Genomic DNA, 21,417 nt, shown 5'->3' on the forward strand with positions numbered 1-21,417 from the left:
AAAATCAGTCAAAAAGTCCGCCCTGACGCAACGCCGCACGTTTATCCGCATCGAGCGTGCTCATCTCCAGCAGCCAGGCGCAGGACTGGCCGGCCAAAGAGGGTTCCGCAGCCAGTCGAGTTAGCAGCAAAGCCCCCGCCAGCGCATCGTAAAGTGCCGCGTGATACCGCCGGCGGTCAGGCGGACAATGCAGTGAGGCCAACTCATCGAGTTGCCCCTGTAACCCAAACACCGCCACCACCTCGGCCAGTTTAGCCGATGCCAGTGAAGGATAGAGCTGGGGGTAAAGCCGCCCAGTGTCGATCCACGGCCCCCAGTCGGTGACCGCCTGACCGGGTCGGGCGAAATCGGGTGAAGTCCGCGGGTAAGGCCAAGCGGATTTGACGAGGGTGTTTTCCGCGTTGGCGAAATGAGCCGCCAGCGGGCCTGTTTCACGCCACTGCGCGAAAGCCTCAAAGTCCTCGATGAACGGAGCGTGTTGGGCGACCGCTGCCGCATCGATGCCATGAATGGCCGCATCATCGGCGCGGATTCGGCCCATGGCCCGGCACAGCCGCGTTTGAGAGGAAACCACTTCCGTGCCACGCAACGTGACCACCCCGTATTCGAGAATACCAGACGCAATGCTGCCCTCGAAATCGACGAAGTGAATGAGTTGGTCAGTCCAGGTGTTGCACACGGAACACTCGGAACATACGGAACGGACGGAGTCGAAACCTAGTTCAGCTCAAAATTTTTCCGTGTATTTCGTGTATTCCGTGGGCAAACATGTCTCCTGTGGATCTCACGCCCTACCGCTCGTTTCTAAAAGAACTCGCTCTGCAAAGCGGCGAATTAATCAGGCCGCTCTTCGCCAACCCATCGTTGGCCGTTGAGTTTAAATCCGATCAGTCTCCCGTGACCGCCGCCGACCGGGGTGCCGAGGAACTGCTGCGCACGCTCATCGCCGCCAAGTTTCCCGCCCACGGGATCATCGGCGAGGAACACGGTAACGACCGGGCCGACGCCGAATTCGTCTGGGTGCTCGATCCGATTGATGGCACCAAAGCGTTCATCACCGGAGTGCCGCTGTGGGGCACGCTCATCGGCCTTCTCCATAACGGCCAGCCCGTGCTCGGAGCGATCCACCAACCCATTCTGAGTCAACTCATGATCGGCGACGGCAAAGTGACCACGCTTAACGAGCGGCCGGTGACGGTGCGGCCCTGCTCGCGCATCGAAGAGGCCACGCTGCTCACCAGCGACCCGCTCAACCCGGCCATCTATCAAAACGGGGCCGCCTACGAGGCATTAACCCAACGCGCCCGCTTGGTGCGGACCTGGGGTGATTGTTACGGTTACCTGCTGCTGGCAGCGGGTTGGGCTGACGTGGCCATGGACCCGATCATGAACCCTTGGGACATCGCCGCATTGGTCCCGGTGATACGCGGTGCCGGCGGAGTGATCACCGACTGGCAAGGTGCCGCCGCCTACCCCGCAGAGTCCACCGTCGCCGCCGGACCCGGCCTGCACGCCCAGGTGATCGCCGCACTCGCAGCACGCACCGCCTGAGTCGAACCACTACAGGCGCTTACTGTCTCACCCGATTTCACGCATTAACACCCTCTGGCATCATGAACTGTATTAAAAAATCATCCATTTATTTGGTCTTAACTTTGGCCCTCGCCGGTGCGAGCCGCCTCCCTGCCGAGAAGATGACGCTGACCGATAAACAAGGCCGCACCCTCACGGCAGACGTACTCGCCATCGAAAAGGACACTGGAAAGGTGAAAATCAAACGTGAAGACGGCCAGATTTTTAGCCTGCCCCTCGATAACCTGATCACGGCCGACCACGACAAACTCTTGGTGCTGGCTGACACGTTAGCAGCTGCAGAGGCCGCTAAACCACTCAAGCCCGACGCCATCAAATTGGAGCTTAACCGAGGCAATTTTAAGACCACCAAAAAATCCGAGGACGTCAAACTCACTACAGGAGACACCGTCAAAGACGGGGTAACCATTACCCAAGAAAACTGGGGTTACGCGCTGACGATTTCCAATCGTACGCCCAAACCCATCGACGAACTTCGCGCGGAATATCGGCTCTTCGCAACCGTGGATAACATGGGCGTGGCGGAGGATAAACTGGTTTTGAAAAATAAAGCCTATAAAACCCCTATCGAGAAAATCGAAGCCTTGAACAAAATCACCCTGCGCACCGAAACAATCGCAGCAGTCAAAATGGCGTACAACGGAAACATCGTATCGAGTAAAACGGGCCGCAGTGAATCCGGTGAGCGACTCTACGGCATCTGGCTACGCGTCTTCCGCGGCGACCAACTCGTCCAGGAAATCGCCATGCCAGATAGCCTGCGCACTAAAGAAAAATGGTGATTAGGGGGCCGTATCGGCCATTCCCCCCCCCCCCCCCCCGAATCACAGCCCCGCACCAACAGGTCCGCTTAACGGCGGGCCTTTTTTGCGGGCGCTTTGTACTCAGCGGTGACGATGGATGAAAAACCGCCGCGGGCCTTGAAGTCGGCGATGATCACCAATGAGCGCGGCTTGAGCGCTTGGCCCAGATCGTCGCAGATCTTGTTGGTCGCAGCTTCAAAGAAGATTCCCTCGTTGCGATAGGCGTGGAAGTACAGCTTGAGCGACTTGAGCTCGACGCAGGTTTTGTCGGCCACGTACCGCACCGTGATGCTGGCAAAATCTGGATGGCCGGTCATTGGGCACACCGAGGTGAACTCATGGTGCGTGTGCGCGATGGTAAAATCACGGTGCGGCGCAGGATTGGGAAAGGTTTCGAGGATTTTTGGATCAGCCATTTGGCACCACGAAACACACGAAGCCCACGAAAAGGAAAACCAAAAACCATCAAGTCGCAGGAATCTTTACTTCCCCATGACCGAATCCAGGGCGTTTCGTCGGGAAAACTCCGCCCCTGCCTCAGGTCGCCGTCTCGGTGAAACGCGCCTCGCGGATAACCGTGACCTTGATCGTACTGGGGTACTGCAGCTGCGTCTCGATACGCAGACGGATTTCCTTAGCGATGGCGTGAGCCTGATCATCGGTAACACTCTGGGGGTTGACCACCACGCGCACCTCGCGGCCCGCCTGAATCGCGTAGGCGTGGTGCACGCCCTCTACTGAAACCGCGAGTTTCTCCAGCCGCTCAAGTCGCTGGATGTAGCCGGTCATCGACTCAGCGCGCGCACCCGGACGCACGGCCGAAACCGTGTCGGCAAGAATAACCAACCCGGCATAAACTGTCTCCGGCTTAACCTCTTCATGGTGTGCCGCGATGGCGTTAACGACAATGGGGGTCTCGCCAAAGCGCTTCACAAAGCTTGCACCGACAGAAGCGTGGCTGCCCTCATAGTCGCCCTCGACCGCCTTGCCAATGTCATGCAACAAGCCGGCGCGCTTGGCCAAGCTCGGATCAAGCCCGATTTCGCTGGCCAACATCGAGCACAGAAAGCCCACCTCAATGGAGTGATCGAGCGCGTTTTGCGTATAGGAGAAACGGTACTTAAGGCGACCGAGCAACTTGATGACCTCGGGGTGCAGACCGTTGATGCCAAGACGCTGCACGGCATCCTCACCCGATTGCTGCACGTTGAGCTCCACGTCCTCCAACGCACGCTGATAAAAATCTTCGATAGACGCCGGGTGAATGCGCCCGTCCTTGACCAAACCCTCCAGGGTAATGCGGGCGACTTCACGCCGCACCGGGTCAAACGACGAGATGAGCACCATCTGTGGCGACTCGTCGATGAGCAGCGTCACGCCAGTGGTGGCCTCGAAGGATTTGATGTTGCGCCCCTCGCGCCCGATGATGCGACCCTTCATCTCCTCACTTGGCAACTGGACGATGGTCGCGGTGATGTCGTTATTCGGCTTGGAGGACAACCGCTGCATCGCGGTCACTAGAATGCGTTGGGCCTGCGTATTCAGATCCTGTTCCGAGCGATCGATGATCTCGTGGCGCAGGGCGCGCAACTCGTCTTGGCACTCCAACTGAACCTCTTCACGTAGCGCACGCTTGATCTCCTCGGCGTCCATTTGGGAGACACCCTCAAGGCGCTTGCGCACCGACTTGGACAACGTGCGCATGGCATCGCGGGCCTGGGTAATGGCAGCGGTCTCACGGGCGAGGCGCTCGCCCTTTTGCTCGAGCTGATAGTCGAGCAACCCAAGGGATTCCTCATGGGAGCGGATCTCACGCAGTTTGACCTCACCCTCGATTTCTCGGCGGTCGAACTCACGATTAACTTCCGCACGCCGGGAGGCAATTTCCTCTTCGGCCTGCTGCCGGACTTCATTGGCGGCAACTGCGGCCTCGCGCTTGGCGACCTCAAGCAGCTCCTTCGCCCTTTTATCTGCCGCCTGACGAACATACCGAGTCGACAACCAAACGGACAGAAATCCCAAGCTTACACCCACTGCGAGTGCAGCCGATATCGCCCACCACTTGGGATCGATTGCAGCCACAGACAGACGGGAAATTTCTGTAACGGCTAAATTCAAGAAAAGCAGCCAGTGCGACTCACCGACAAATTTCAACCTACATTCTTCGCCGTCACTGACCACCTACCCACGGGCGATTTACCCGCTTGCGCCCCGCCCCCCATCTTCAGCAGGGTGAGAGCTTATTTATTAAATGCGCTCCAAGCCCCAAGTTCTTGCCTGGCTCACCTGTGATGGCGTCCACGTCGATCCCGGCTCCGGTAAACACACCATTTTGGGGGTCTTTTCCAACATCCGCGGGCGCCAGTTCCCCTTCGCCCACCCCTTCATGGTCTGGTTTCTCACCCTGAGCGACGTCCCCTCCGGCGAACATAAGATCAAAATCGCCATGGGGCTCAACGCCACCAACCCCAAGCCATTGATCGACCGCACCTTCGAATCCCAGGGACCGCTCCATCGCATCAACCTCATCAGCGAGATCCGCAACCTCGTCTTCCCCCAACCCGGCGACTACTCGATCCTCATCGAGATCGATGACGAGCCCCTGCTTGCCACCAATATCACTGTTTCAAACTAATCCCGACCACCCCGCCCCGCGCAAACCACCGCGGAAACCGCCCCACCCACACGCATCGCAGCTCATTTTAAAAACTCATGACCACCTCCTCGCATTCCTTCGATCTCATTGGTGTCGGCTCACCCATTATGGACCTGCTGGCGCAAGTCCCCGAGAGCTTCATTAGCACGCTCACGGGCGTCAAAGGCGGCATGGTCCTCGTCGACGCCGTCGAAATGGAGTCCATCGTGGTCCGGCTTGAGAAAACTCCCGCCACCGTCGCAGGCGGCTCGGCCGGCAACACCGCCGTGAGTGCCGCCCGCCTCGGCCTGCGCACCACGTTTTTGGGCAAACTGGGCAACGACGCCACGGCCACCGCCTACCGCACCCACTTCAGCGCAGCCGGCGGCGACAGCACGCGCTTCAAATACGCCGACTTGGCCAACGCCCGCTGCGTTTCCCTGATCACGCCTGACAGCCAACGCACCATGCGCACGTGCCTCGGTGCCGCCATGACGATGGGGCCCGGTGAGATCAGCCCGGCCGACTTCGTAGGCTGCCGCCACGCCCACATTGAAGGGTACTTGTTATTTAACCCTGAACTGGCCAACGCCGTGGTGGCAGCCGCCCGCGCCGCCGGTTGCACGCTCAGCATCGACCTCGCCTCCTTCGAGGTGGTTAACGCCGCCCGCGACTGGATTTTCGCCCAACTGCGCACCGGCATCGACGTGGTTTTCGCCAACGAGGACGAAATCCACGCGCTCTTCCCCGATCACGCCGACCCAACCGACTACGCCGGACTTGCGCAACGTCTCGCCCAATTCGGCGGAACCGCCGCAGTGAAAATGGGCAAAGATGGTGCCTGGTTGGCACGCGGCAGCGAACTGCACCGGATCGCGCCAATCGCCGCAGCGCAGGTCATCGACACGACCGGCGCCGGTGATGCCTGGGCCGCCGGATTTCTCTACGGTTATCTGAAAAACTGGAGTCTGCCCGCCTCCGGCGCGCTCGGTTCGCGCCTAGGTTCGGAGTGCGTGAGCCACCTCGGCCCCGCCATCCCCCTCGCGCAGTGGACGGCGATCCACACCCACGCCCGGACCCTCGCCAACTAAACCAAAAGCGGCGCGCGCACTACCGGCGCGCGCCAGCCTTCACCGTGGTGCATGTGTGGCACTGCTTCCGAGGCTTGCCATTGGGCAGTGGGCATTTGTCATTGGTCATTCCCGCGCCCCGCGCGGCCCACGCCATGCCTGCCGACCTCGTCCAACTCGTCACCTCCATTGCCCAGCGCGCCCGCGCCGCCTCGCTCGTGCTCGCCACGACCCCGTCGGCGCGCAAAGACGCCGCGCTCCTGCGCCTCGCCGAGCTCATCCCAGCCTCCGCCGACGCGCTCCTCGCCGCAAACGCTCTCGATCTGGCCGAGGCCCGCGCCAACCAGCTCCCCGCCCAACAGCTCGACCGACTCACACTTACGCCTGCCCGACTCGACCACCTCGCCGAATCCGTGCGCCAGGTCGCCGCGCTCACCGACCCGGTCGGCACCGTGCTTGAAGAGTGGACACGCCCCAACGGCATCCAAATTCGCAAGCGCCGCGTGCCCATCGGCGTGATCGGCATCATCTACGAGGCGCGTCCCAACGTGACCATCGACTGCGCCATCCTCTGCCTGAAGTCGGGCAACGCCGCCATCCTGCGCGGGGGCAAAGAGATTATCCACACCAACACCGCCTTCGCCGCGCTCATCACGCAGGCGCTCGCCGAAACCGGCCTGCCCGCCGAGGCCGTGCAACTCATCCCCACCACCGACCGGTCGGCCCTCAACACGTTGCTCAAACTCGACACGCTGGTGCACTGCATCATCCCACGCGGCGGCGAGAGCCTGATCCGCTTCGTCGCGCAGAACAGCACCATTCCGGTCATCAAACACTACACGGGTGTGTGTTTTGTATACGCCGACCTAGACGCCGATCCGTCCATCGCGGAAGCCATTCTGATTAACGCCAAAACCCAGCGCCCCGGCGTGTGCAACGCCGCCGAACAACTGCTTGTTCACGCCGCCGCCGCGCCCACGCTCCTTCCCCGCCTCGCCGCGGCGCTATTGGCCAAAGGCGTGCAACTTCGCGTCGATCCTGCCGCCGCCGCCATTTTGGCCGGCGCATCGCCCGCCATCGCCCACTCCGCCGCCACCGAAGCTGATTACACCGCCGAGTTCCTCGATCTGATTATGGCGGTGCGCATCGTGCCCGACTTAGAGACTGCCATTGCCACCATCAATCGCGACAGTTCTGGCCACACCGAGGCGATCATCACACAAAACGAGGCGACGGCACGCCGCTTTCAGGATGCGGTCGACAGCGCCGTGGTGACCTGGAATGCCAGCACGCGCTTCAACGACGGCTTTGAGTTTGGTTTCGGCGCGGAGATCGGCATCAGCACCGACCGCCTGCACGCCCGCGGCCCGATGGGGTTAAACGAACTCTGCACCTACAAATACGTGATCGATGGTACGGGCCAGGTGCGGGCCTAAGCCAGCTTCGCAAGGCGTGGACGCTGTCGGGCGTGCCTGCCTTCCTCAGCGCCGCCAGGCCCCGCGCATGCCCCAGCCCACCATGGCCAAGGTGGCTAGCGAGCTGGCCGGCATCAGAATTGCAGCAACGAGCGGGTTCATATGCCCGGACACCGCCATGCCTACGGCAAACAGATTGTAGGCGATCATAAACACCAACAACGCCACCTGGGTGCGGTGCCGCGCGTCGTTAATCTCAAACAACGCGCGGATACCGGCGATACCGCGCCCGAGATAATAAAAGTCCGCCCTCTGCTCCAGCACGCCGCGGTGCACCACCGGCGTACCCCGACACAGCGCCTGGTCGAATGCCAGGCTATCGTTGGCCCCGTCACCCAGCATCAGCGCATCATCGTGCGCAGCGAACCACGCGGCCTTCTGCTGAGGGGTAAGTTCGGCGTAACCATTTGCCTCGGGCAGCCCCAACTCGCGCATCAGCGCGGCGACTTTTTCACGGCGATCACCACTTAAAACCACGATCTGCAACCCGCGCCGGGCGAGTGCGTCCAGTTCCCCGCGGGCGTCGGCCCGCGCTGTATCCGCAAACGCAAACCGCGCCACCACCCGCCCCTCTCGAGCCAACACCACTTCCCCACCCCCACGCGCCAACACCCTATCGCCACCAGTCCCACCGCCCTCCACCGCTAAACCCAAAGTGTCACCTATTAGGTGACACTTTGGGTTTCCACCTTCGAAGTTAACCGTTTGCACGTTGGCTGCGGTGCGCCACTCGGGGCGACCTAAAGTCCAGTCGCCGAGGAGGACTCCTTGGCCGACCGTCTCGATCACTTCACCGACCAACGCTTCGCCGCCTCCACGAGCCAGTAGCGCTTCGTGCAACGAGCAGCTCACCGGATGCGGGTTGTCGCGCACCAGTCCCAACAACGCCGCCCGCGCCTCGGCGTCCAGGCCAGCAAGCATCTCGGGATTTTGCAGAACAGGATTCTCCAGGGTGAGCGTACCGGTCTTGTCGAAAACCACGGTGCGCACCCGGCGCAACCTTGGCCACAGGTCCGCCGCACGCACAAACACCCCGCGCTTCCGCAATGACACCGTCGCCACTTCTTCGGCCAGAGGGTAAGCCAGTCCCAGTGCACACGGGCACGACACCACCAGGATCGCCGTCACCACCGCTCCGGCATGCAACCAATCACCGGTCGCCCATGCCCAGAAAAAACCCGCCAAGACAGCCACGGCGAGCACCGCGACCAAATAACACCGAATCACTGTCTCGATCAGCTTATGCCGATAATCCGCGCGTGGCATCGGCTTGATTAACTCCGCCAGGAGCGACTTTTCCCAACCTTGGGTCGCCACCAACTGAATACTGTTGCGCCCGATATTTTGCGCGCCCGCCGCCACCCGTTGCCCCGCGCGAAATCCGCGCGGCTCGGCCTCGCCATTGATCCACGCCAGGCTGAGCACTGCTTCGGCCGTCTCCAAACGCGCCTCAACCGGAACCATGCGGCCCATCGCCACCTCAAAGCGTTGCCCCTCGCGCAAAGTCTCCGGCGCCACCTCGCGCACCACTCCCTCGGCGGTGATTAACCGTACCCGGGGGGCGGTCGGCTGGCGACTGAGCAGACGGCGGCGGTTACGCTCCACAGCCACAACCTGCGCCCAGCGCCCCACCAGCATCAGCACGATGAACGCGCTCACAAAATCGAAATACACGTAGAGCTCATCGCCCTTCAGCCAGCCATAGAGCGAACCAGCGTAGGAGCCGATGATGCCCAGCGCGATGGGCAGGTCGATGTGCAGCACACGCTCGTGCAGCGCCCGCAACGCCCTCGACACAAAGTACCCGCCACCGGCCAGTAAACTGAGCGTGGCAAAGGCCAGCTGCAGCGTGGCGAACAGACCGGCGTACTCGTCGGTGCTCGCCATGCCGAAATAGGCCGGCAGGGCGAAAAGCATCACGTTCATCGCAAAGGCCGTACAGAGGCCCACCCGCCGGATGAGCACGCGGCTCTCGGCGTGCTCGGCATCGATCACCCCCGCCGCCCCGACCAGGTAGTTAAACCGCTGGAGTTCCCGCGCGCACTCAACCGCGTCAAAATCTCCTTTGGACCAAGTCCAACGCATCTGCCCGGTTTGCGCATTGACCTCGATCCGCCCCGCTCCGGGTTGCTTCGAAAATACCTTTTCGATCAGCCACACACAGCCGGCGCAGGAGATACCCTGCACTTCGAGCACGAGACTGGGCGTGCGGCCGTTGGTCGCGTTGGTATCAGCCTCCTGCTGCGCCTCAGACAGCCATGAGTAGTCGCGCGGTTGCAGCAGCGAAGTGTCGGCGGGTGTGGTCACCTCGTCCTTGATTTTGTAATACGCATCCAGCCCAGCCTCGTGGACGAGTCGGTAAACATAGGCGCAGCCCGCGCAGCAAAACTCCCCTTGAGGCGAGGGCGCGCCGCAATGACGGCATGTCGGCTTGGCCTTGGCTGACGAAGCGACCGGGGCTGACTTCGCTCTTGGGACATTAGCCTCAATGGGGGTGTTTAATTGCATAAGAAACCTCCTGGCGCGCGGCTCAGGCGCCACGTGATGACCAACGCAGTTAACAGGGCGAGACCGGCCTGAAGGCGTGCCAGCCAGACGGGCGATAGTTTCAGGCGGAGGCGGCCGTAGTTGGCCTGAACGATCCACAGGAGCGGTACGGTGCCCAGGCCGAAGGCCAGCATGAACTCCGCGCCGCGAAGCGCCGTTCCACTGAACGCACTAATCGCCAGCAGGAAATAAAGCGGGCCGCAGGGCAGCAGCGGGGTGGCAAATCCCATGACAGCGGCCACGCGCAGGCGGGAGCGGCCGCGGAGCGCCGCCTGCAAGCGCCATTGCAGCCGAGTCAGCGCTGCGAAACGGGGGAAGTGTTTTTCAAGTCGAAGTCCGACTACCACGAAAAACAGCACGAGGGTCCACGGCAGCAGTAGCAGGGCCCAGTCTCCCGCAAACGCCAGCGGCATGCGCCCCAGTCCGCCGGCCAGAGCGCCGAGCGTGGTGTAACCGACCAAGCGTGCCACATGGTAAATCGTGGCCACCGTGAACGGATCGGACGGGTCGTCCTTAGCCGGAGCCATCATGCAGGCCAGCGGGCCGCACATGCCCGCGCAGTGAAGGCTGGTGACCAGACCCGCGACAAAGGCGGCCGCCGGGGTGCTAATACCCGCGAACTCCATGACTTAACGCTCGGAGCGCGGCTCGATAGGGACGGTCGAGGGGCGGTGTTTTGTAGCGAAGAAGAACATCGCCGCCCAAGCCAATGCCATTAGTCCAAATATCACGGCGACGCCGATCCATATGCCGGCGCCACCTTTTGCATCATCAGATTTATTGGACATGGCGTGTGGTTATGGGTTTTCGCCTGGCGCTTTAACATTCGAATCTGCGTCGAGGAGTTGACGGTCGGGCCCGACGAAACGCACCGGGCGCTCCACGGTAAAAGTGCCGGCATCGTCGGCTAGGCGTACGTTGAGGGTAAACTCGCCGGCGTAGGTTTTCCTGGGCATCTGCACGATCAGCGGGCGGACCTCTTCGGCCAGCGGGGCGAGCTCGACGGTGCCATCCAAGCCGGTGCGAACGAGCTCCGCTGGTGCGCCCGGCAGCGTGATCACGAAACGGACAGGCACATCGCGTTTGTTCACGATGCGCACAAGGTACTGGTTACGCACGGCCTCGGCGGTCACGAAGTAGGGCGCGCCTTGCAGCCGGGTGATCGCGAGGTTGGCGGGGCGCACGGTCGAGAGCGCCCACGTTGCCACCGCAGTGCCGACCGCCAGCAAGAGGGTGTAGAATACGGTGCGGGGGCGCAGCCAACGGGTGCGCGCACCGGCAAAGCCAGCCACTGAATCGTAGCGGATGAGGCCGCGCGGGCGTTTCACCTTGGTCATGACCTCGTCGCAGGCATCAACGCAGGCGGCGCAGGCGATGCACTCGATCTGGAGACCTTGGCGGATGTCGATGCCCGTGGGGCAAACCTGCACACAACGGTTGCAGTCGACGCACGCACCGGCATCTGGCGTGCCGACTTTCCCACGTGGTTCGCCGCGCTGCGCATCGTAGCCGATGTTGAGCGTGTGGTCGTCAACCAGCACCGATTGCAGGCGGCCATAGGGGCAGATGACGATGCAGAGTTGTTCGCGGAACCAGGCGAAGTTGAAATAAAGGATGCTGGTAAAGACGAAGACGAAAACAAACGAAGCCCAGTGTTCACCGGGGTTGGCGTGCATCATCGACCAGAGTTGGGGGAGCGACACGTAGTAGGCGAGGAACAGGTGCGCGATCATCGCCGATACGATGAAAAACAGGACTTGTTTACCGCCCCGGCGGATGAACTTGGCCGGCGTCCACGGCTGGATATCGAGCTTGCGCCGAGCTTGGGCGTCGCCCTCCAACCAGCGCTCCAAGCGACGATAAACATGCTCCAAAAAAACGGTCTGTGGACAGGCCCAGCCGCACCATACTCGGCCCAGAAGCGAGGTGATGAAAAACAGAGAGAATCCCAGTCCGGTGATGCCGAAAAACATCAGCCACGTGTCTTGGAACGCCAAGGTGAAGCCGAAGAGGTGGAAACGGCGTTCGGCGATGTCCAAAAACACGGCGGGGTGGCCGCCCACCGGAATCCACGGGAGCAGCAGGTAAACAACGATCAGCACCCAGGCCGACCAGCGCCGAGCAGTGGTCCAGCGACCACGCGCGTCGGCGGGGTGCAGGAACAGCCGCGAGCCATCCTCCCGGATGGTGGTAACAAAATCACGATTGGGGCGAGGAGCGGCGGGCGGTTGCATAATGGAAACGGTCGAAATCGAAGGCGCTGACATGGCGCCCTCCGCTATCTAGGTACTACGCCGATGCGAAGCACCTAGAAGTGGCGGAAAAACCGCCCGTTATGGGGTGGCGGGCGGGGTGTGGTGACTCAGGACAAACGCCACGACTTCCGACACCTTCTTGCCACCGAGCACGGGGCCCCACGCAGGCATGCCCTTGGCGGCAACACCCTCGTTGACCACTTTCAACAGGTTAATCGGGCTACCGCCATGGATCCAGGTGGTGTCGACCAGATTGGGCCCGATGCCACCGGTGAGGGCGGCATGGTGACAACTGGCGCAGGTGGACTGGAAGGTGGCGCGGCCGGCTTCGACGAAGACGGGGTTGCGGCTCATCTTCCACAGGGTGGCGTCGTCGAGCGCGGAGGCAGAGGCGGCGAGTTTTTCGGCCTCGATGCGCTGCATTTCGGCATCCAGACGGGATTCGTTGGTGGAGCGGCCGAAGTGTTCGGTGGCCATCCAGTAGACGATTGCAAAGACGATGCCTGCGTAGAGGGTCACCAGCCACCAGTTGGGAAGGCGTCGGTCGTATTCGGCGATGCCATCAAACACATGGTGGCGGATCGGGTCCTCACCGGGCTCTTGGTGCGGCTTATTTGGATTCATCGGCGGAAACGGAGGTTTCGGATTCGAAGGGGAGGTGTGCGAAGTGCTCGATCTGCGGGGCCTTCATGCGCAAGGCGCGGTAAAAGATCGTGGCGTAGATGGAGAGCGCGGTGATAAGGGCCACCAAGGGGAACAAGGAGACCCAGTTTTCGAAGAAAATGCGGTGAAACATGGCGTGGAGAGATGCGTTGGCGGCTTAAGGGGCGACCGGCAGGCGAGGTGCGATCACCTCGTGTTTACCCAGTTTTTGGAGGTAGGCGATGAGCGCTACGATCTCACGGCCGGGCTCGACGCTTGCACCCGCAGTTTTGAGGTCAGCCGCGATGGCATTGGCCTGGGCGTTGACCAAAGCCGTGAGCTCGTCGCCTTTGTACTCAGGATAGGGAACCCCGAGTGTGCGCTGCGCGGCGAGTTTGGCAGGCAGGGCGGCAACATCGGTGTCCTGGGTGAACAACCACGGGTAGTTGGGCATGTTGGAGCCGGGCGACACATCGCGGGGGTCCTTCATGTGACGGTAGTGCCAGAGATTTGGATACTTGCCGCCGACACGAGCGAGGTCGGGGCCGGTGCGCTTGGATCCCCACTGGAAAGGGTGATCGTAGATCGACTCACCGAGGCGGGAGTAGTCGCCGTAGCGAAGCACGTCGGGAACGAGGGTACGAATCATCTGCGAATGGCAGTTAAAGCAGCCTTCGCTGATGTAGATATCGCGGCCAGCTAGCTCCAAGGGGGTGTAGGGGATTTGGCGGCGGCCCTCCACGTTGCTGGCGCGGTTAACCAGGGTGGTGGGGATGATCTGGATCAAACCGCCGGCGGCGACCGCAAGGAAGGTCAGGATCGTGAACGGCAGGGCATTGAGCAGCAGGCGGTCATACCACGCTGCCCAGCGGCTGATGCGGGTGCGGAAATGGACCCACGCCAGCAAAATGACCAGGGCGGTGCCGAACAGGCCGGCGAGCTTGAGAAAGTCTCCGCCAAACATCCAGGCGCAGGCGAAGACCGTGCCGAACACGGAGAAGATCACAGGAGGGTTAATGACCATCGCACCCAAGCCGAGGCGCTCCTCAGCGGGTTTGTCGGCCACGAAGACCTCGATGGTGCCGTTGACGGCCTTGGCGCCGCGCAGGGTGCGGTAGGCGTTGTAGGCAAGGAGCAGCCAGCCGACGAGGTAAAGGCCACCGCCAAGCACGCGGAACAACATCATCGGGCGGATAGCGTTGAGCGTGTCGAGGAAGTTGGGATACGCCAGCAGCGTGCCATTTTCAGTCGTGGCATTGAGCATGAGGCCCTGGGTGATGCCCGAGGTCCACATGGCGGCGACGTAGAGCAGGATGCCGAAGGTGCCGAGCCAGAAGTGCAAGTTGGCGAGGGCAGTGGAGTAGAGCGGCTTGTTCCAGAGACGGGGCAAGAGCCAGTAGATCATACCAGCGGCCATGAAGCCGTTCCAGCCGAGCGCGCCGGCGTGAACATGGCCGACAATCCAGTCGGTGTAATGCGCGAGGGCGTTAACTGATTTGATGGAGAGCAGCGGCCCCTCGAAAGTGGCCATGCCGTAGAAGGTGACGGCGGCGGCGAAGAACTTGAGCACGGGATCGGTGCGCAGTTTGTGCCAGGCGCCGCGCAGCGTGAGCAGGCCGTTGAGCATACCGCCCCAGGAAGGAGCCCACAGCATGAGCGAGAACGTCATACCGAGTGCCTGCAACCAGCCAGGCAGGGCGGTGTTGAGTAGGTGGTGGGGACCAGCCCAGATGTAAACGAAGACCAGTGACCAAAAATGAATGACCGAGAGGCGGTAGCTGTAAACGGGACGTTCGGCCGCCTTCGGCACGAAGTAATACATGATGCCCAGAATCGGAGTGGTCAGGAAGAATGCCACGGCGTTGTGCCCATACCACCACTGAACCAAGGCGTCCTGAACGCCGCCAAAAACCGGATACGAGTGGAGCAAACTGGTCGGGATCGAAAGGTGGTTAACGATGTAGAGCATCGCCACGGTGATGATGGTACCAATGTAGAACCAGATTGCGACGTACAGGGCCGGCTCCTGTCGGCGGGCCAGCGTCCAGAAAAAGTTAACCGCGAAGACCACCCAGATAAAGGCGACGGCGATGTTGATCGGCCAGATCAGCTCGGCGTACTCCTTGCCGCGGGAAAACCCAAGCGGGAGCGTGATCGCTGCCGCCACAATGATGAGCTGCCAGCCCCAAAAATGGAGCTGTGAGAGAAAATCACTCGCCAGACGCGCTTTTACCAAGCGCTGGGTGGAGTAGTACACGCCCGCGAACATCATGTTGCCCACGAAGGCAAAGATGACCGCGTTGGTGTGGAGCGGGCGCAGGCGCCCGAAGGTCAGCCAAGGCAGGTCAAAATTGAGCCGCCAAAAGTTGAGTTGGGAAGCGACCACGACACCCACCAACATACCCACTGCACCCCAAAGGATACAGGCGAGCAGGAATTGGCGGACGACATGGTCGTTGTATTCGATCGTGATCTTGCGGTCGGACATGGATGGAAAAATGAAGGATTAAGCGTGGTGTGAGACGGCGGCTGCAGCGACTTGGGCCGACTGGCGGGCGGCGCGGCGCTGGCATGACGAGCAGCTCCCATTGCCATGGCAAATAGGGTTCGGTCCGTGCGAATGGGTACCTGACGCTGCGTCCGCTTTCGCCTCACTTGCGGAAGAGCGCTGCGCCAAACGCGGCGTCTCATCGGCGAGCGGCAGCAACGCCTCACTCTCAGCACTGGAGAAACGCCCCCGCGCGTGCTCGCGGAGAAAAAATAGCACGAAGGTGAAGACCAAACAAAGACTGACGGTGAGGGTGAGCGGGACGACGGACATGAGTGAGTTTTAAGATGAATGACACGCACCTGTTAGCGGGCGTAATCGGCGAAGAAACGGCGTGTGGAAATGATCTTACCGGCATTCCGGCCTGACCACTCCGCGCAAGTTGGCCATGGCTACGCATATTTTGCGGGCAGTGAACAAAGGGGGCAAAAGATGCGGATGCTTTAGCAACCTGTGCGATGCACGGAATTGGAATGATTGGCATGCTATTGAGTAATGAACGAGCGCAGCCTCCGCGCCCTCTTGGCCCACCGCCACACCCTTCACCTGGGATGGGCTGCCCGTCTGCGCGCTGCCCCCGTGACCTCCGCGCTCGGCCACCCCGACACTCTGGTCCACTTGATGGACCGCACGCTCGACCAAATCTTCCGAGAACTGGAAAAGCCCACCTCGCCGCGCCGACGCCAGCCCAAACTGCCGGCCGATTTCTGCCGCTGCGGAAACAACCCGATGGTGGCCTATTTTGCGACCGCCTCGCTCGCCTTGCAGACCACGCTGGCCCAATGCGCAGACGAAACCCCGATCACGCGCGACGATGTCGAGGCGGTTAGCCGTACGCTCACCCGCCTTGCTCGGCGCGAAATCACCACGTTTTGCGCCCTGTGTCAGTGCAACAAACCGCGCCCTCCCGCTTGAGCGGGCCCCTACACGCCACCGCCACCCGGTTGCGTGAATGGCGGTCGCAGGGGACGCACTACTAAAGCGGTCCATATCGCTCACTTAAACTGCCACCGCATGCAGACGATCGCGGTAAGCGGTAGGCGCCTCCCCGGCGACCTTGCGGAAAACCCGATTGAACTGGGAGAGTGACTGGAAACCCGCCTCGAACGCCGCCTCACTGATCCGTTTATGGGGGTTAAGCATAAGGTTTTTAACTTTCTCGACCCGTACCCGCGCGAGGTATTCGGTGAACGTTACGCCCGTCGCCTGCTTGAACATCTTGCAGAAATAAAACGCACTCATGTTCACGGCTTTAGCCACGTCGCCGAGCGATAGATCGTCGGCGTGACGCTCCGTGATAAACGCGCGCGCCCGGTTGATCGACGGGGCCTCGGCATTAGCCTCACGCACCGAAAGCTGGTTGCTGAGTGAAGCCAGGTGCTGCGCGAAAATCTCCAGTAGGCGCACGATCGCCTCGTATTGCTTCGCGGTGAGCACCCGCGACTGAAAATAAGCCTCCTCCAGCCGCTTCAAATCCACCGCAGCCCCAAACTTCAGGATTTCACGCGTCGTGCGCGCGAACTGCGCAGCAGACGGCTTGTGCAGCAAAACCTGTCCAGTTTGCAGAAACGCAATCAGGTTTTCGCCCACCCGCACTGGCACCGCCGAGTCACACATGCCGGCAAAACATTTCAGCGTCTTGGGCTCCAACCGGGCCTCCTCCTCGACGCGCTTTTGCAACATCAGGCAAGCCGAGCAGCTCTGATTGCTCTTCGACATGAGCGCACAGAACGGGTTTTCGTTCGGATCGCCGCGATGCGTGAGGTCAAACGCCTCGACTGCGCGCAACCGGAACGGGAGTCCGGTTGTATCGCGAAAGGCTTGCTCATAATCACGATAGATCTGCGAGCGCTTGAGCTGCTCGACGAGGACTCGACTGCTATGGGCCGTTTGTTCGGACGACATGGTGGTTTTTGCTATTGAGAGCGCGCTTTTTGCACAACCCCTAAACAGGGGTTAGCAACCCCATAGCGAAAGATGCACGTTTAGTAATAGCACCTACGCATTTCGCTTAACCCACCTCAGACTTCGCCCAATCTTGGCCGCCTCGCCAACGCAGGATTGCGCCCCACTCCGCAGGCGCTTTGTTCAACCCTGTGCCTGCCAGCTTCCGCCCTCCCCTCGAACTCTTTGGCGTCTTTAAAACGACGACCCGGACGCGTTTCGACTGGATCACCCCACTGGCGCTCCTGGCTCTCGGCGCGATCGGCGTCGCCTTTATCTACAGCGCACAACTGGCCACCGCCCAAAACAACTGGACGACCCAACTGGTCTGGCTGGCCCTCGGTGGCTTGGTCTATAGTGGCGTCTCCTTGATCGACTACCGCCTGTGGCTGAGCATCTCACACTGGTTCTACTTCGGCTGCATTCTCACGCTACTTCTGGTCCTCACCCCCGGAATCGGCACGGAACGCTATGGCGCCCAACGCTGGCTGGACCTGGGTTTTTTCGCGCTGCAACCCTCCGAACCGACCAAAGCGGCCGTGCTGCTGATGACCGCCGGAATCCTCGTGCGCTCCAAAGTCGGCACCCTCGGCCGCTCCCTCGGCACCTTGGGTAAATTGGCGCTTGCGGCAGGTTTACCCATCTTCCTTATCCTGCTCCAGCCCGACATTAAATCGGCTATCGTGCTGCCCCCTGTGATCTTCTCCATGCTCTACGTCTCCAAGCTTTCCACCCGCTTTTTTGCGGTGGCCTTGGGTGCGTTCCTGATCCTGGTCAGCCTGATCAGCCGGGACTGCTACCGCTACGTCAAGTTCATGGAAATCAACAACTTCTCTTTCTCCGCGGACAAGGGAAAGTTTGAACCGCACGCGCTGCTGCCGCTGCACGATTACCAGCGCAACCGGATCATTTCCTTCGCCATGCCCGACAAGATCGACCCGAACGGGGTGGGCTGGAACCAGCGCCAGTCGCTCATTTCGGTGGGCTCGGGCGGGCTGACCGGCAAGGGCTGGACTCAGGGGACGCAGGCCCAATTGGGCTACCTGCCACGCGCCGTGGCGCACAACGATTTTATCGCCTCGGTGATTGCCGAGGAAAAAGGATTTTTGGGAAGTGTTACAGTTTTGGGTTTGTTTGGGATAGTGATGTTTAACGGCATACGCATTGCGGGCCTGTCGCGAGACCGGTTCGGCACCTTGATCGCCATAGGCGTGACGGTGCTCTTCGCCGTGCACGTGTTTGTTAACATCGCGATGACCATCGGACTCGTGCCCATTACGGGCATACCGCTTCCCTTTATCAGTTACGGTGGCTCCTTTGTGCTGAGTTGCTGCTTGCTGCAAGGACTGGTCCAAAGCGTCTATCGCTTCCGAAAGGACTTCACATGAACCTGAAGCCTTCCTGCGATAACGACCGCTTTGCCGGAATTTCCTGCGCCGCAACTTCGGCCCACGGGTCCACCGTCCACCACCACCAGGACAACGACCACCATGAGCGATCAACCCGCCTCACCCACACCCTCCGGCGACCAGCCGAACCGCAATTATGACGAGGAGCTCGCCCTCCCGCCCCCCATCCACGAACCCGAGCCCGTCGACCGCGACGAGCTGAAGGCCGACGCCAAAGCCCGCTCCAAGGACCGCCCGCTGCTGGAGAAAATCCTCCAGGTGTTTAAGAAGGAAAAAACCACCTTCCGCGAACTCATCATCAACTCCGAACCGCTCGAAAAGCGTGTCGCGTTGCTGGTCGACGGCGTGCTGGAAAAATTCGAAATCGAACGCGAGTCCGACAGCCGCATGGTCGGCGGTATTTACAAGGGTAAGATCAAGAACCTCGATTCCGGCCTCAAGGCCGCCTTCGTCGACATCGGTTACAACAAAAACGCGTTCCTGCACTATTGGGACATGCTCCCGGCCGCCGCCGATTCCTCGGTGGAGATCGTGCGCGTAAACAAACGCAAGGACGCCCCCGCCCGCCCCAACGAGCCCACGGTGAAGGACATCCCTTCGATGTACCCGCCCGGCAGCGAGATCGTCATCCAGGTCACCAAGGGCCCGATCGGCACCAAGGGTCCGCGCACCACCACCAACCTCGCCCTGCCCGGGCGTTATCTGGTGCTCATGCCGTACTCCGAACAGTGCGGCATTTCGCGCAAAATCGAAGACCCCAAGGAGCGCGTGCGGCTCAAGGAAATGCTCCAGGAGTTAACCATTCCCGAGGGCATGGGCGTGATCGTGCGCACCGCCGGCGAGGGTAAAAAGACCCGCTACTTCATTCGCGACCTCCACATCATGCTCAAGAAGTGGGAGGAGATTCAGAACAAGATGCAGTCCGACCGCGCCCCGGCTTGCCTCTACCAGGAGCCCGATCTGGTCGAGCGCACCGTGCGCGATTTCCTCACCGAGGAGGTCGACCGCGTGCTCATCGACGACGAGGTTGGCCACAAACACACCCAGGACTTGGTCGGCCAAATTTCCAAACGCTCCCGCTCCAAGATCGCCCTTTATAAGGACAACATTCCGATTTTCGAGCGCTTCAACATCGAGCGCCAGATCGAGCAGACCTTCCAGCGCAAGGTGGCGTTGCCCTCCGGCGGCGAGATCGTGATCGACGAAACCGAGGCGCTCATCGCCATCGACGTGAACACCGGTTCGCACAAAAACCGCGGCGGCGACGAGAAAAACGTCATCTACGCAGTGAACATGGAGGCTGCGGTCGAAGCCGCCCGCCAGATCCGCCTGCGCAACTTGGGCGGGTTAATCATCATCGACTTCATCGACATGAAGGAACGCCGCCACCGCAATGGCGTGTACGACATGATGATCGACGCCATGTCGACGGACAAAGCCAAGAACCACATCCTGCCGATCAGCCAACTGGGCATTTTGCAGATGACCCGCCAGCGCCAGCAGGAGTCGCTCTCGTCCAACCTTTACACCGACTGCCCGTATTGCCGAGGCCGTGGCATCGTGAAGAGTGCAACCACCATGTCGGTGGAGCTGCAACGCCGATTGAGCGCGCTCATCCGTCGTCTCACCGGGCGCAACGACGGCAAGGATTACAGCCTGCGCGTGATGGTGCACCCGAGCATTCTGGAACGCCTGCGCAGTGAAGACGCCGACCTGTTGGTGCGCATGGAAAACCTCTTCGGGGTCAAGTTGGCCTTCCGCGCAGACCCGGCGTACCACCTGGAAAACTACAAGATCATCAACGCGGTCACGGGCGAAGAGTACCGTTAAACAGAAGACCGAAGCGTGCGGGGTCGCGATGTGATAAAGCCGCAACCGCCCGCCAGCCTGTTTGTTTAACAAAGCCCACCCCCACTGCGCCGGCCCTGAAATGGCCGGCGCTTTTTTGTGCCCAAATCCCCAAACGGCATGTACCACGGCCCCAGCCGCCGCCCCATGAATACCCACCGAAGCGGGCTGAAGAACCACGCTATATTGGGTGCGTTTTCACCTGGCGATACCGCCGTCCCTTGACTGTTTACGCCTGCTAGCCCGAGCTCCGCAGTTCGCGAAACAATTTTATTGATAATTAATGAGTTACGTAACTCAACGGGGTGTTCGGCACTACATCGCCCTAAAACTTACGTTCCCCTCGTAAGGCCTCGCCGCAAAAAACCGCCTCTCCTCTGAAACTTTTTTTGCCTTTCCCTCCAACTGCGGAACTCGGACTAAGTTAATCCGTAGGGCGCCTCGACTGTTCCATCGGGTTGCGAGATGGAAAAACCCTGATACCCGAAGGACGCCACAGACCCGAGCCGGAGAACCGACGCCTTCGAGTCATTTATTGAACAACCAACTGGCCGCATCCGCCTGGGCTTGCATGAACCCCGGCAACTGAATTTGCGGACCACTCGCTTGTTTTAGCTCATTGCTGATCGTCCCAATCCGCCTCCCCAC

The 21,417-nt window shown here is 60.9% G+C and carries 20 protein-coding genes; 8 read left to right on the forward strand and 12 right to left on the reverse strand.

The genetic code is table 11. From position 1 onward, the window contains the following. Positions 1-4: 4 nt before the first annotated feature. On the reverse strand, positions 5-679 hold the full coding sequence (locus H2170_13280) for a 3'-5' exonuclease (GenBank protein MCS6301044.1): 675 nt from the start codon (positions 677-679) through the stop codon (positions 5-7). Positions 680-777: 98 nt separating this feature from the next. Here H2170_13280 and hisN point away from each other — a divergent pair, with 98 nt between their 5' ends. Continuing rightward, positions 778-1,551, forward strand: a complete 774-nt coding sequence (gene hisN, locus H2170_13285; GenBank protein ID MCS6301045.1) for a histidinol-phosphatase — start codon at positions 778-780, stop codon at positions 1,549-1,551. A 62-nt stretch (positions 1,552-1,613) separates the two neighbouring features. Beyond that, positions 1,614-2,375, forward strand: coding sequence for a hypothetical protein (locus H2170_13290; GenBank protein MCS6301046.1), 762 nt, complete (start codon positions 1,614-1,616; stop codon positions 2,373-2,375). Between the two features lie 68 nt (positions 2,376-2,443). Here H2170_13290 and queF read toward each other — a convergent pair whose 3' ends face one another. Continuing rightward, entirely contained in the window at positions 2,444-2,812 is a 369-nt protein-coding gene (gene queF, locus H2170_13295) for an NADPH-dependent 7-cyano-7-deazaguanine reductase QueF (protein MCS6301047.1), read from the reverse strand. Between the two features lie 121 nt (positions 2,813-2,933). Continuing rightward, the gene (gene rny, locus H2170_13300; GenBank protein ID MCS6301048.1) at positions 2,934-4,493 is read right to left on the reverse strand and encodes a ribonuclease Y; all 1,560 of its coding nucleotides are present in this window, start codon (positions 4,491-4,493) and stop codon (positions 2,934-2,936) included. Positions 4,494-4,647: 154 nt separating this feature from the next. On the opposite strand from rny, the gene H2170_13305 reads away from it, so the two are divergent. The 3 genes from H2170_13305 to H2170_13315 all read left to right on the forward strand — a co-directional run bounded on the left by H2170_13305 (position 4,648) and on the right by H2170_13315 (position 7,537). Next, a complete protein-coding gene (locus tag H2170_13305) occupies positions 4,648-5,031 on the forward strand; it encodes a hypothetical protein (protein ID MCS6301049.1) in 384 nt (127 codons plus the stop codon). Positions 5,032-5,108: 77 nt separating this feature from the next. Continuing rightward, positions 5,109-6,122 (forward strand): adenosine kinase, encoded by a 1,014-nt coding sequence (locus H2170_13310; GenBank protein ID MCS6301050.1) that lies wholly within the window; start codon positions 5,109-5,111, stop codon positions 6,120-6,122. 134 nt (positions 6,123-6,256) lie between these two features. Continuing rightward, on the forward strand, positions 6,257-7,537 hold the full coding sequence (locus H2170_13315) for a glutamate-5-semialdehyde dehydrogenase (GenBank protein MCS6301051.1): 1,281 nt from the start codon (positions 6,257-6,259) through the stop codon (positions 7,535-7,537). 45 nt (positions 7,538-7,582) lie between these two features. On the opposite strand, the gene H2170_13320 is transcribed toward H2170_13315, so the two are convergent. From H2170_13320 to H2170_13355, 8 genes are all read right to left on the reverse strand, one after another. Next, a complete protein-coding gene (locus H2170_13320; protein ID MCS6301052.1) occupies positions 7,583-10,084 on the reverse strand; it encodes a heavy metal translocating P-type ATPase metal-binding domain-containing protein in 2,502 nt (833 codons plus the stop codon). Continuing rightward, a complete protein-coding gene (locus H2170_13325; protein MCS6301053.1) occupies positions 10,075-10,749 on the reverse strand; it encodes a sulfite exporter TauE/SafE family protein in 675 nt (224 codons plus the stop codon). Before H2170_13325 ends, H2170_13320 begins: the two co-directional genes overlap by 10 nt. A 3-nt stretch (positions 10,750-10,752) precedes the next feature. Then, positions 10,753-10,911, reverse strand: a complete 159-nt coding sequence (locus H2170_13330; protein MCS6301054.1) for a hypothetical protein — start codon at positions 10,909-10,911, stop codon at positions 10,753-10,755. 9 nt (positions 10,912-10,920) lie between these two features. Further along, a complete protein-coding gene (ccoG, locus tag H2170_13335; protein MCS6301055.1) occupies positions 10,921-12,357 on the reverse strand; it encodes a cytochrome c oxidase accessory protein CcoG in 1,437 nt (478 codons plus the stop codon). A gap of 99 nt (positions 12,358-12,456) precedes the next feature. After that, positions 12,457-13,002 carry a c-type cytochrome gene (locus H2170_13340; protein ID MCS6301056.1) on the reverse strand — a complete coding sequence of 182 codons (546 nt, stop codon included), beginning with the start codon at positions 13,000-13,002 and terminating at the stop codon, positions 12,457-12,459. Further along, entirely contained in the window at positions 12,989-13,174 is a 186-nt protein-coding gene (locus tag H2170_13345; protein ID MCS6301057.1) for a hypothetical protein, read from the reverse strand. Before H2170_13345 ends, H2170_13340 begins: the two co-directional genes overlap by 14 nt. 24 nt (positions 13,175-13,198) lie before the next feature. Beyond that, positions 13,199-15,508 (reverse strand): cytochrome-c oxidase, cbb3-type subunit I, encoded by a 2,310-nt coding sequence (gene ccoN, locus H2170_13350; protein MCS6301058.1) that lies wholly within the window; start codon positions 15,506-15,508, stop codon positions 13,199-13,201. 18 nt (positions 15,509-15,526) lie between these two features. Next, the gene (locus H2170_13355) at positions 15,527-15,841 is read right to left on the reverse strand and encodes a hypothetical protein (protein MCS6301059.1); all 315 of its coding nucleotides are present in this window, start codon (positions 15,839-15,841) and stop codon (positions 15,527-15,529) included. A 222-nt stretch (positions 15,842-16,063) separates the two neighbouring features. Here H2170_13355 and H2170_13360 point away from each other — a divergent pair, with 222 nt between their 5' ends. Continuing rightward, complete coding sequence (locus H2170_13360; GenBank protein ID MCS6301060.1) at positions 16,064-16,483, forward strand: hypothetical protein; 420 nt, start codon at positions 16,064-16,066, stop codon at positions 16,481-16,483. Between the two features lie 84 nt (positions 16,484-16,567). Here the strand turns inward: H2170_13360 and H2170_13365 are convergent, their stop codons facing one another. Next, entirely contained in the window at positions 16,568-17,473 is a 906-nt protein-coding gene (locus tag H2170_13365; GenBank protein ID MCS6301061.1) for a PocR ligand-binding domain-containing protein, read from the reverse strand. A gap of 191 nt (positions 17,474-17,664) precedes the next feature. Here H2170_13365 and H2170_13370 point away from each other — a divergent pair, with 191 nt between their 5' ends. Continuing rightward, complete coding sequence (locus tag H2170_13370) at positions 17,665-18,900, forward strand: rod shape-determining protein RodA (protein ID MCS6301062.1); 1,236 nt, start codon at positions 17,665-17,667, stop codon at positions 18,898-18,900. Between the two features lie 102 nt (positions 18,901-19,002). Beyond that, positions 19,003-20,751: an Rne/Rng family ribonuclease gene (locus H2170_13375; protein ID MCS6301063.1), complete on the forward strand. Its 1,749-nt coding sequence runs from the start codon at positions 19,003-19,005 to the stop codon at positions 20,749-20,751. The last annotated feature ends 666 nt before the right edge of the window (positions 20,752-21,417 follow it).

Source organism: Opitutus sp., from assembly GCA_024998815.1.
Taxonomy (GTDB): Bacteria; Verrucomicrobiota; Verrucomicrobiia; order Opitutales; family Opitutaceae; genus Rariglobus.

Coding starts and splice junctions, on each gene's coding strand:
- H2170_13290 (MCS6301046.1), top strand. CDS start 1,614: ATGAACTGTATTAAAAAATCATCCATTTATTTGGTCTTAACTTTGGCC.
- queF (MCS6301047.1), bottom strand. CDS start 2,812: ATGGCTGATCCAAAAATCCTCGAAACCTTTCCCAATCCTGCGCCGCAC.
- H2170_13305 (MCS6301049.1), top strand. CDS start 4,648: ATGCGCTCCAAGCCCCAAGTTCTTGCCTGGCTCACCTGTGATGGCGTC.
- H2170_13310 (MCS6301050.1), top strand. CDS start 5,109: ATGACCACCTCCTCGCATTCCTTCGATCTCATTGGTGTCGGCTCACCC.
- H2170_13315 (MCS6301051.1), top strand. CDS start 6,257: ATGCCTGCCGACCTCGTCCAACTCGTCACCTCCATTGCCCAGCGCGCC.
- H2170_13320 (MCS6301052.1), bottom strand. CDS start 10,084: ATGCAATTAAACACCCCCATTGAGGCTAATGTCCCAAGAGCGAAGTCA.
- H2170_13325 (MCS6301053.1), bottom strand. CDS start 10,749: ATGGAGTTCGCGGGTATTAGCACCCCGGCGGCCGCCTTTGTCGCGGGT.
- H2170_13330 (MCS6301054.1), bottom strand. CDS start 10,911: ATGTCCAATAAATCTGATGATGCAAAAGGTGGCGCCGGCATATGGATC.
- ccoG (MCS6301055.1), bottom strand. CDS start 12,357: ATGCAACCGCCCGCCGCTCCTCGCCCCAATCGTGATTTTGTTACCACC.
- H2170_13340 (MCS6301056.1), bottom strand. CDS start 13,002: ATGAATCCAAATAAGCCGCACCAAGAGCCCGGTGAGGACCCGATCCGC.
- H2170_13345 (MCS6301057.1), bottom strand. CDS start 13,174: ATGTTTCACCGCATTTTCTTCGAAAACTGGGTCTCCTTGTTCCCCTTG.
- ccoN (MCS6301058.1), bottom strand. CDS start 15,508: ATGTCCGACCGCAAGATCACGATCGAATACAACGACCATGTCGTCCGC.
- H2170_13355 (MCS6301059.1), bottom strand. CDS start 15,841: ATGTCCGTCGTCCCGCTCACCCTCACCGTCAGTCTTTGTTTGGTCTTC.
- H2170_13360 (MCS6301060.1), top strand. CDS start 16,064: ATGAACGAGCGCAGCCTCCGCGCCCTCTTGGCCCACCGCCACACCCTT.
- H2170_13365 (MCS6301061.1), bottom strand. CDS start 17,473: ATGTCGTCCGAACAAACGGCCCATAGCAGTCGAGTCCTCGTCGAGCAG.
- H2170_13375 (MCS6301063.1), top strand. CDS start 19,003: ATGAGCGATCAACCCGCCTCACCCACACCCTCCGGCGACCAGCCGAAC.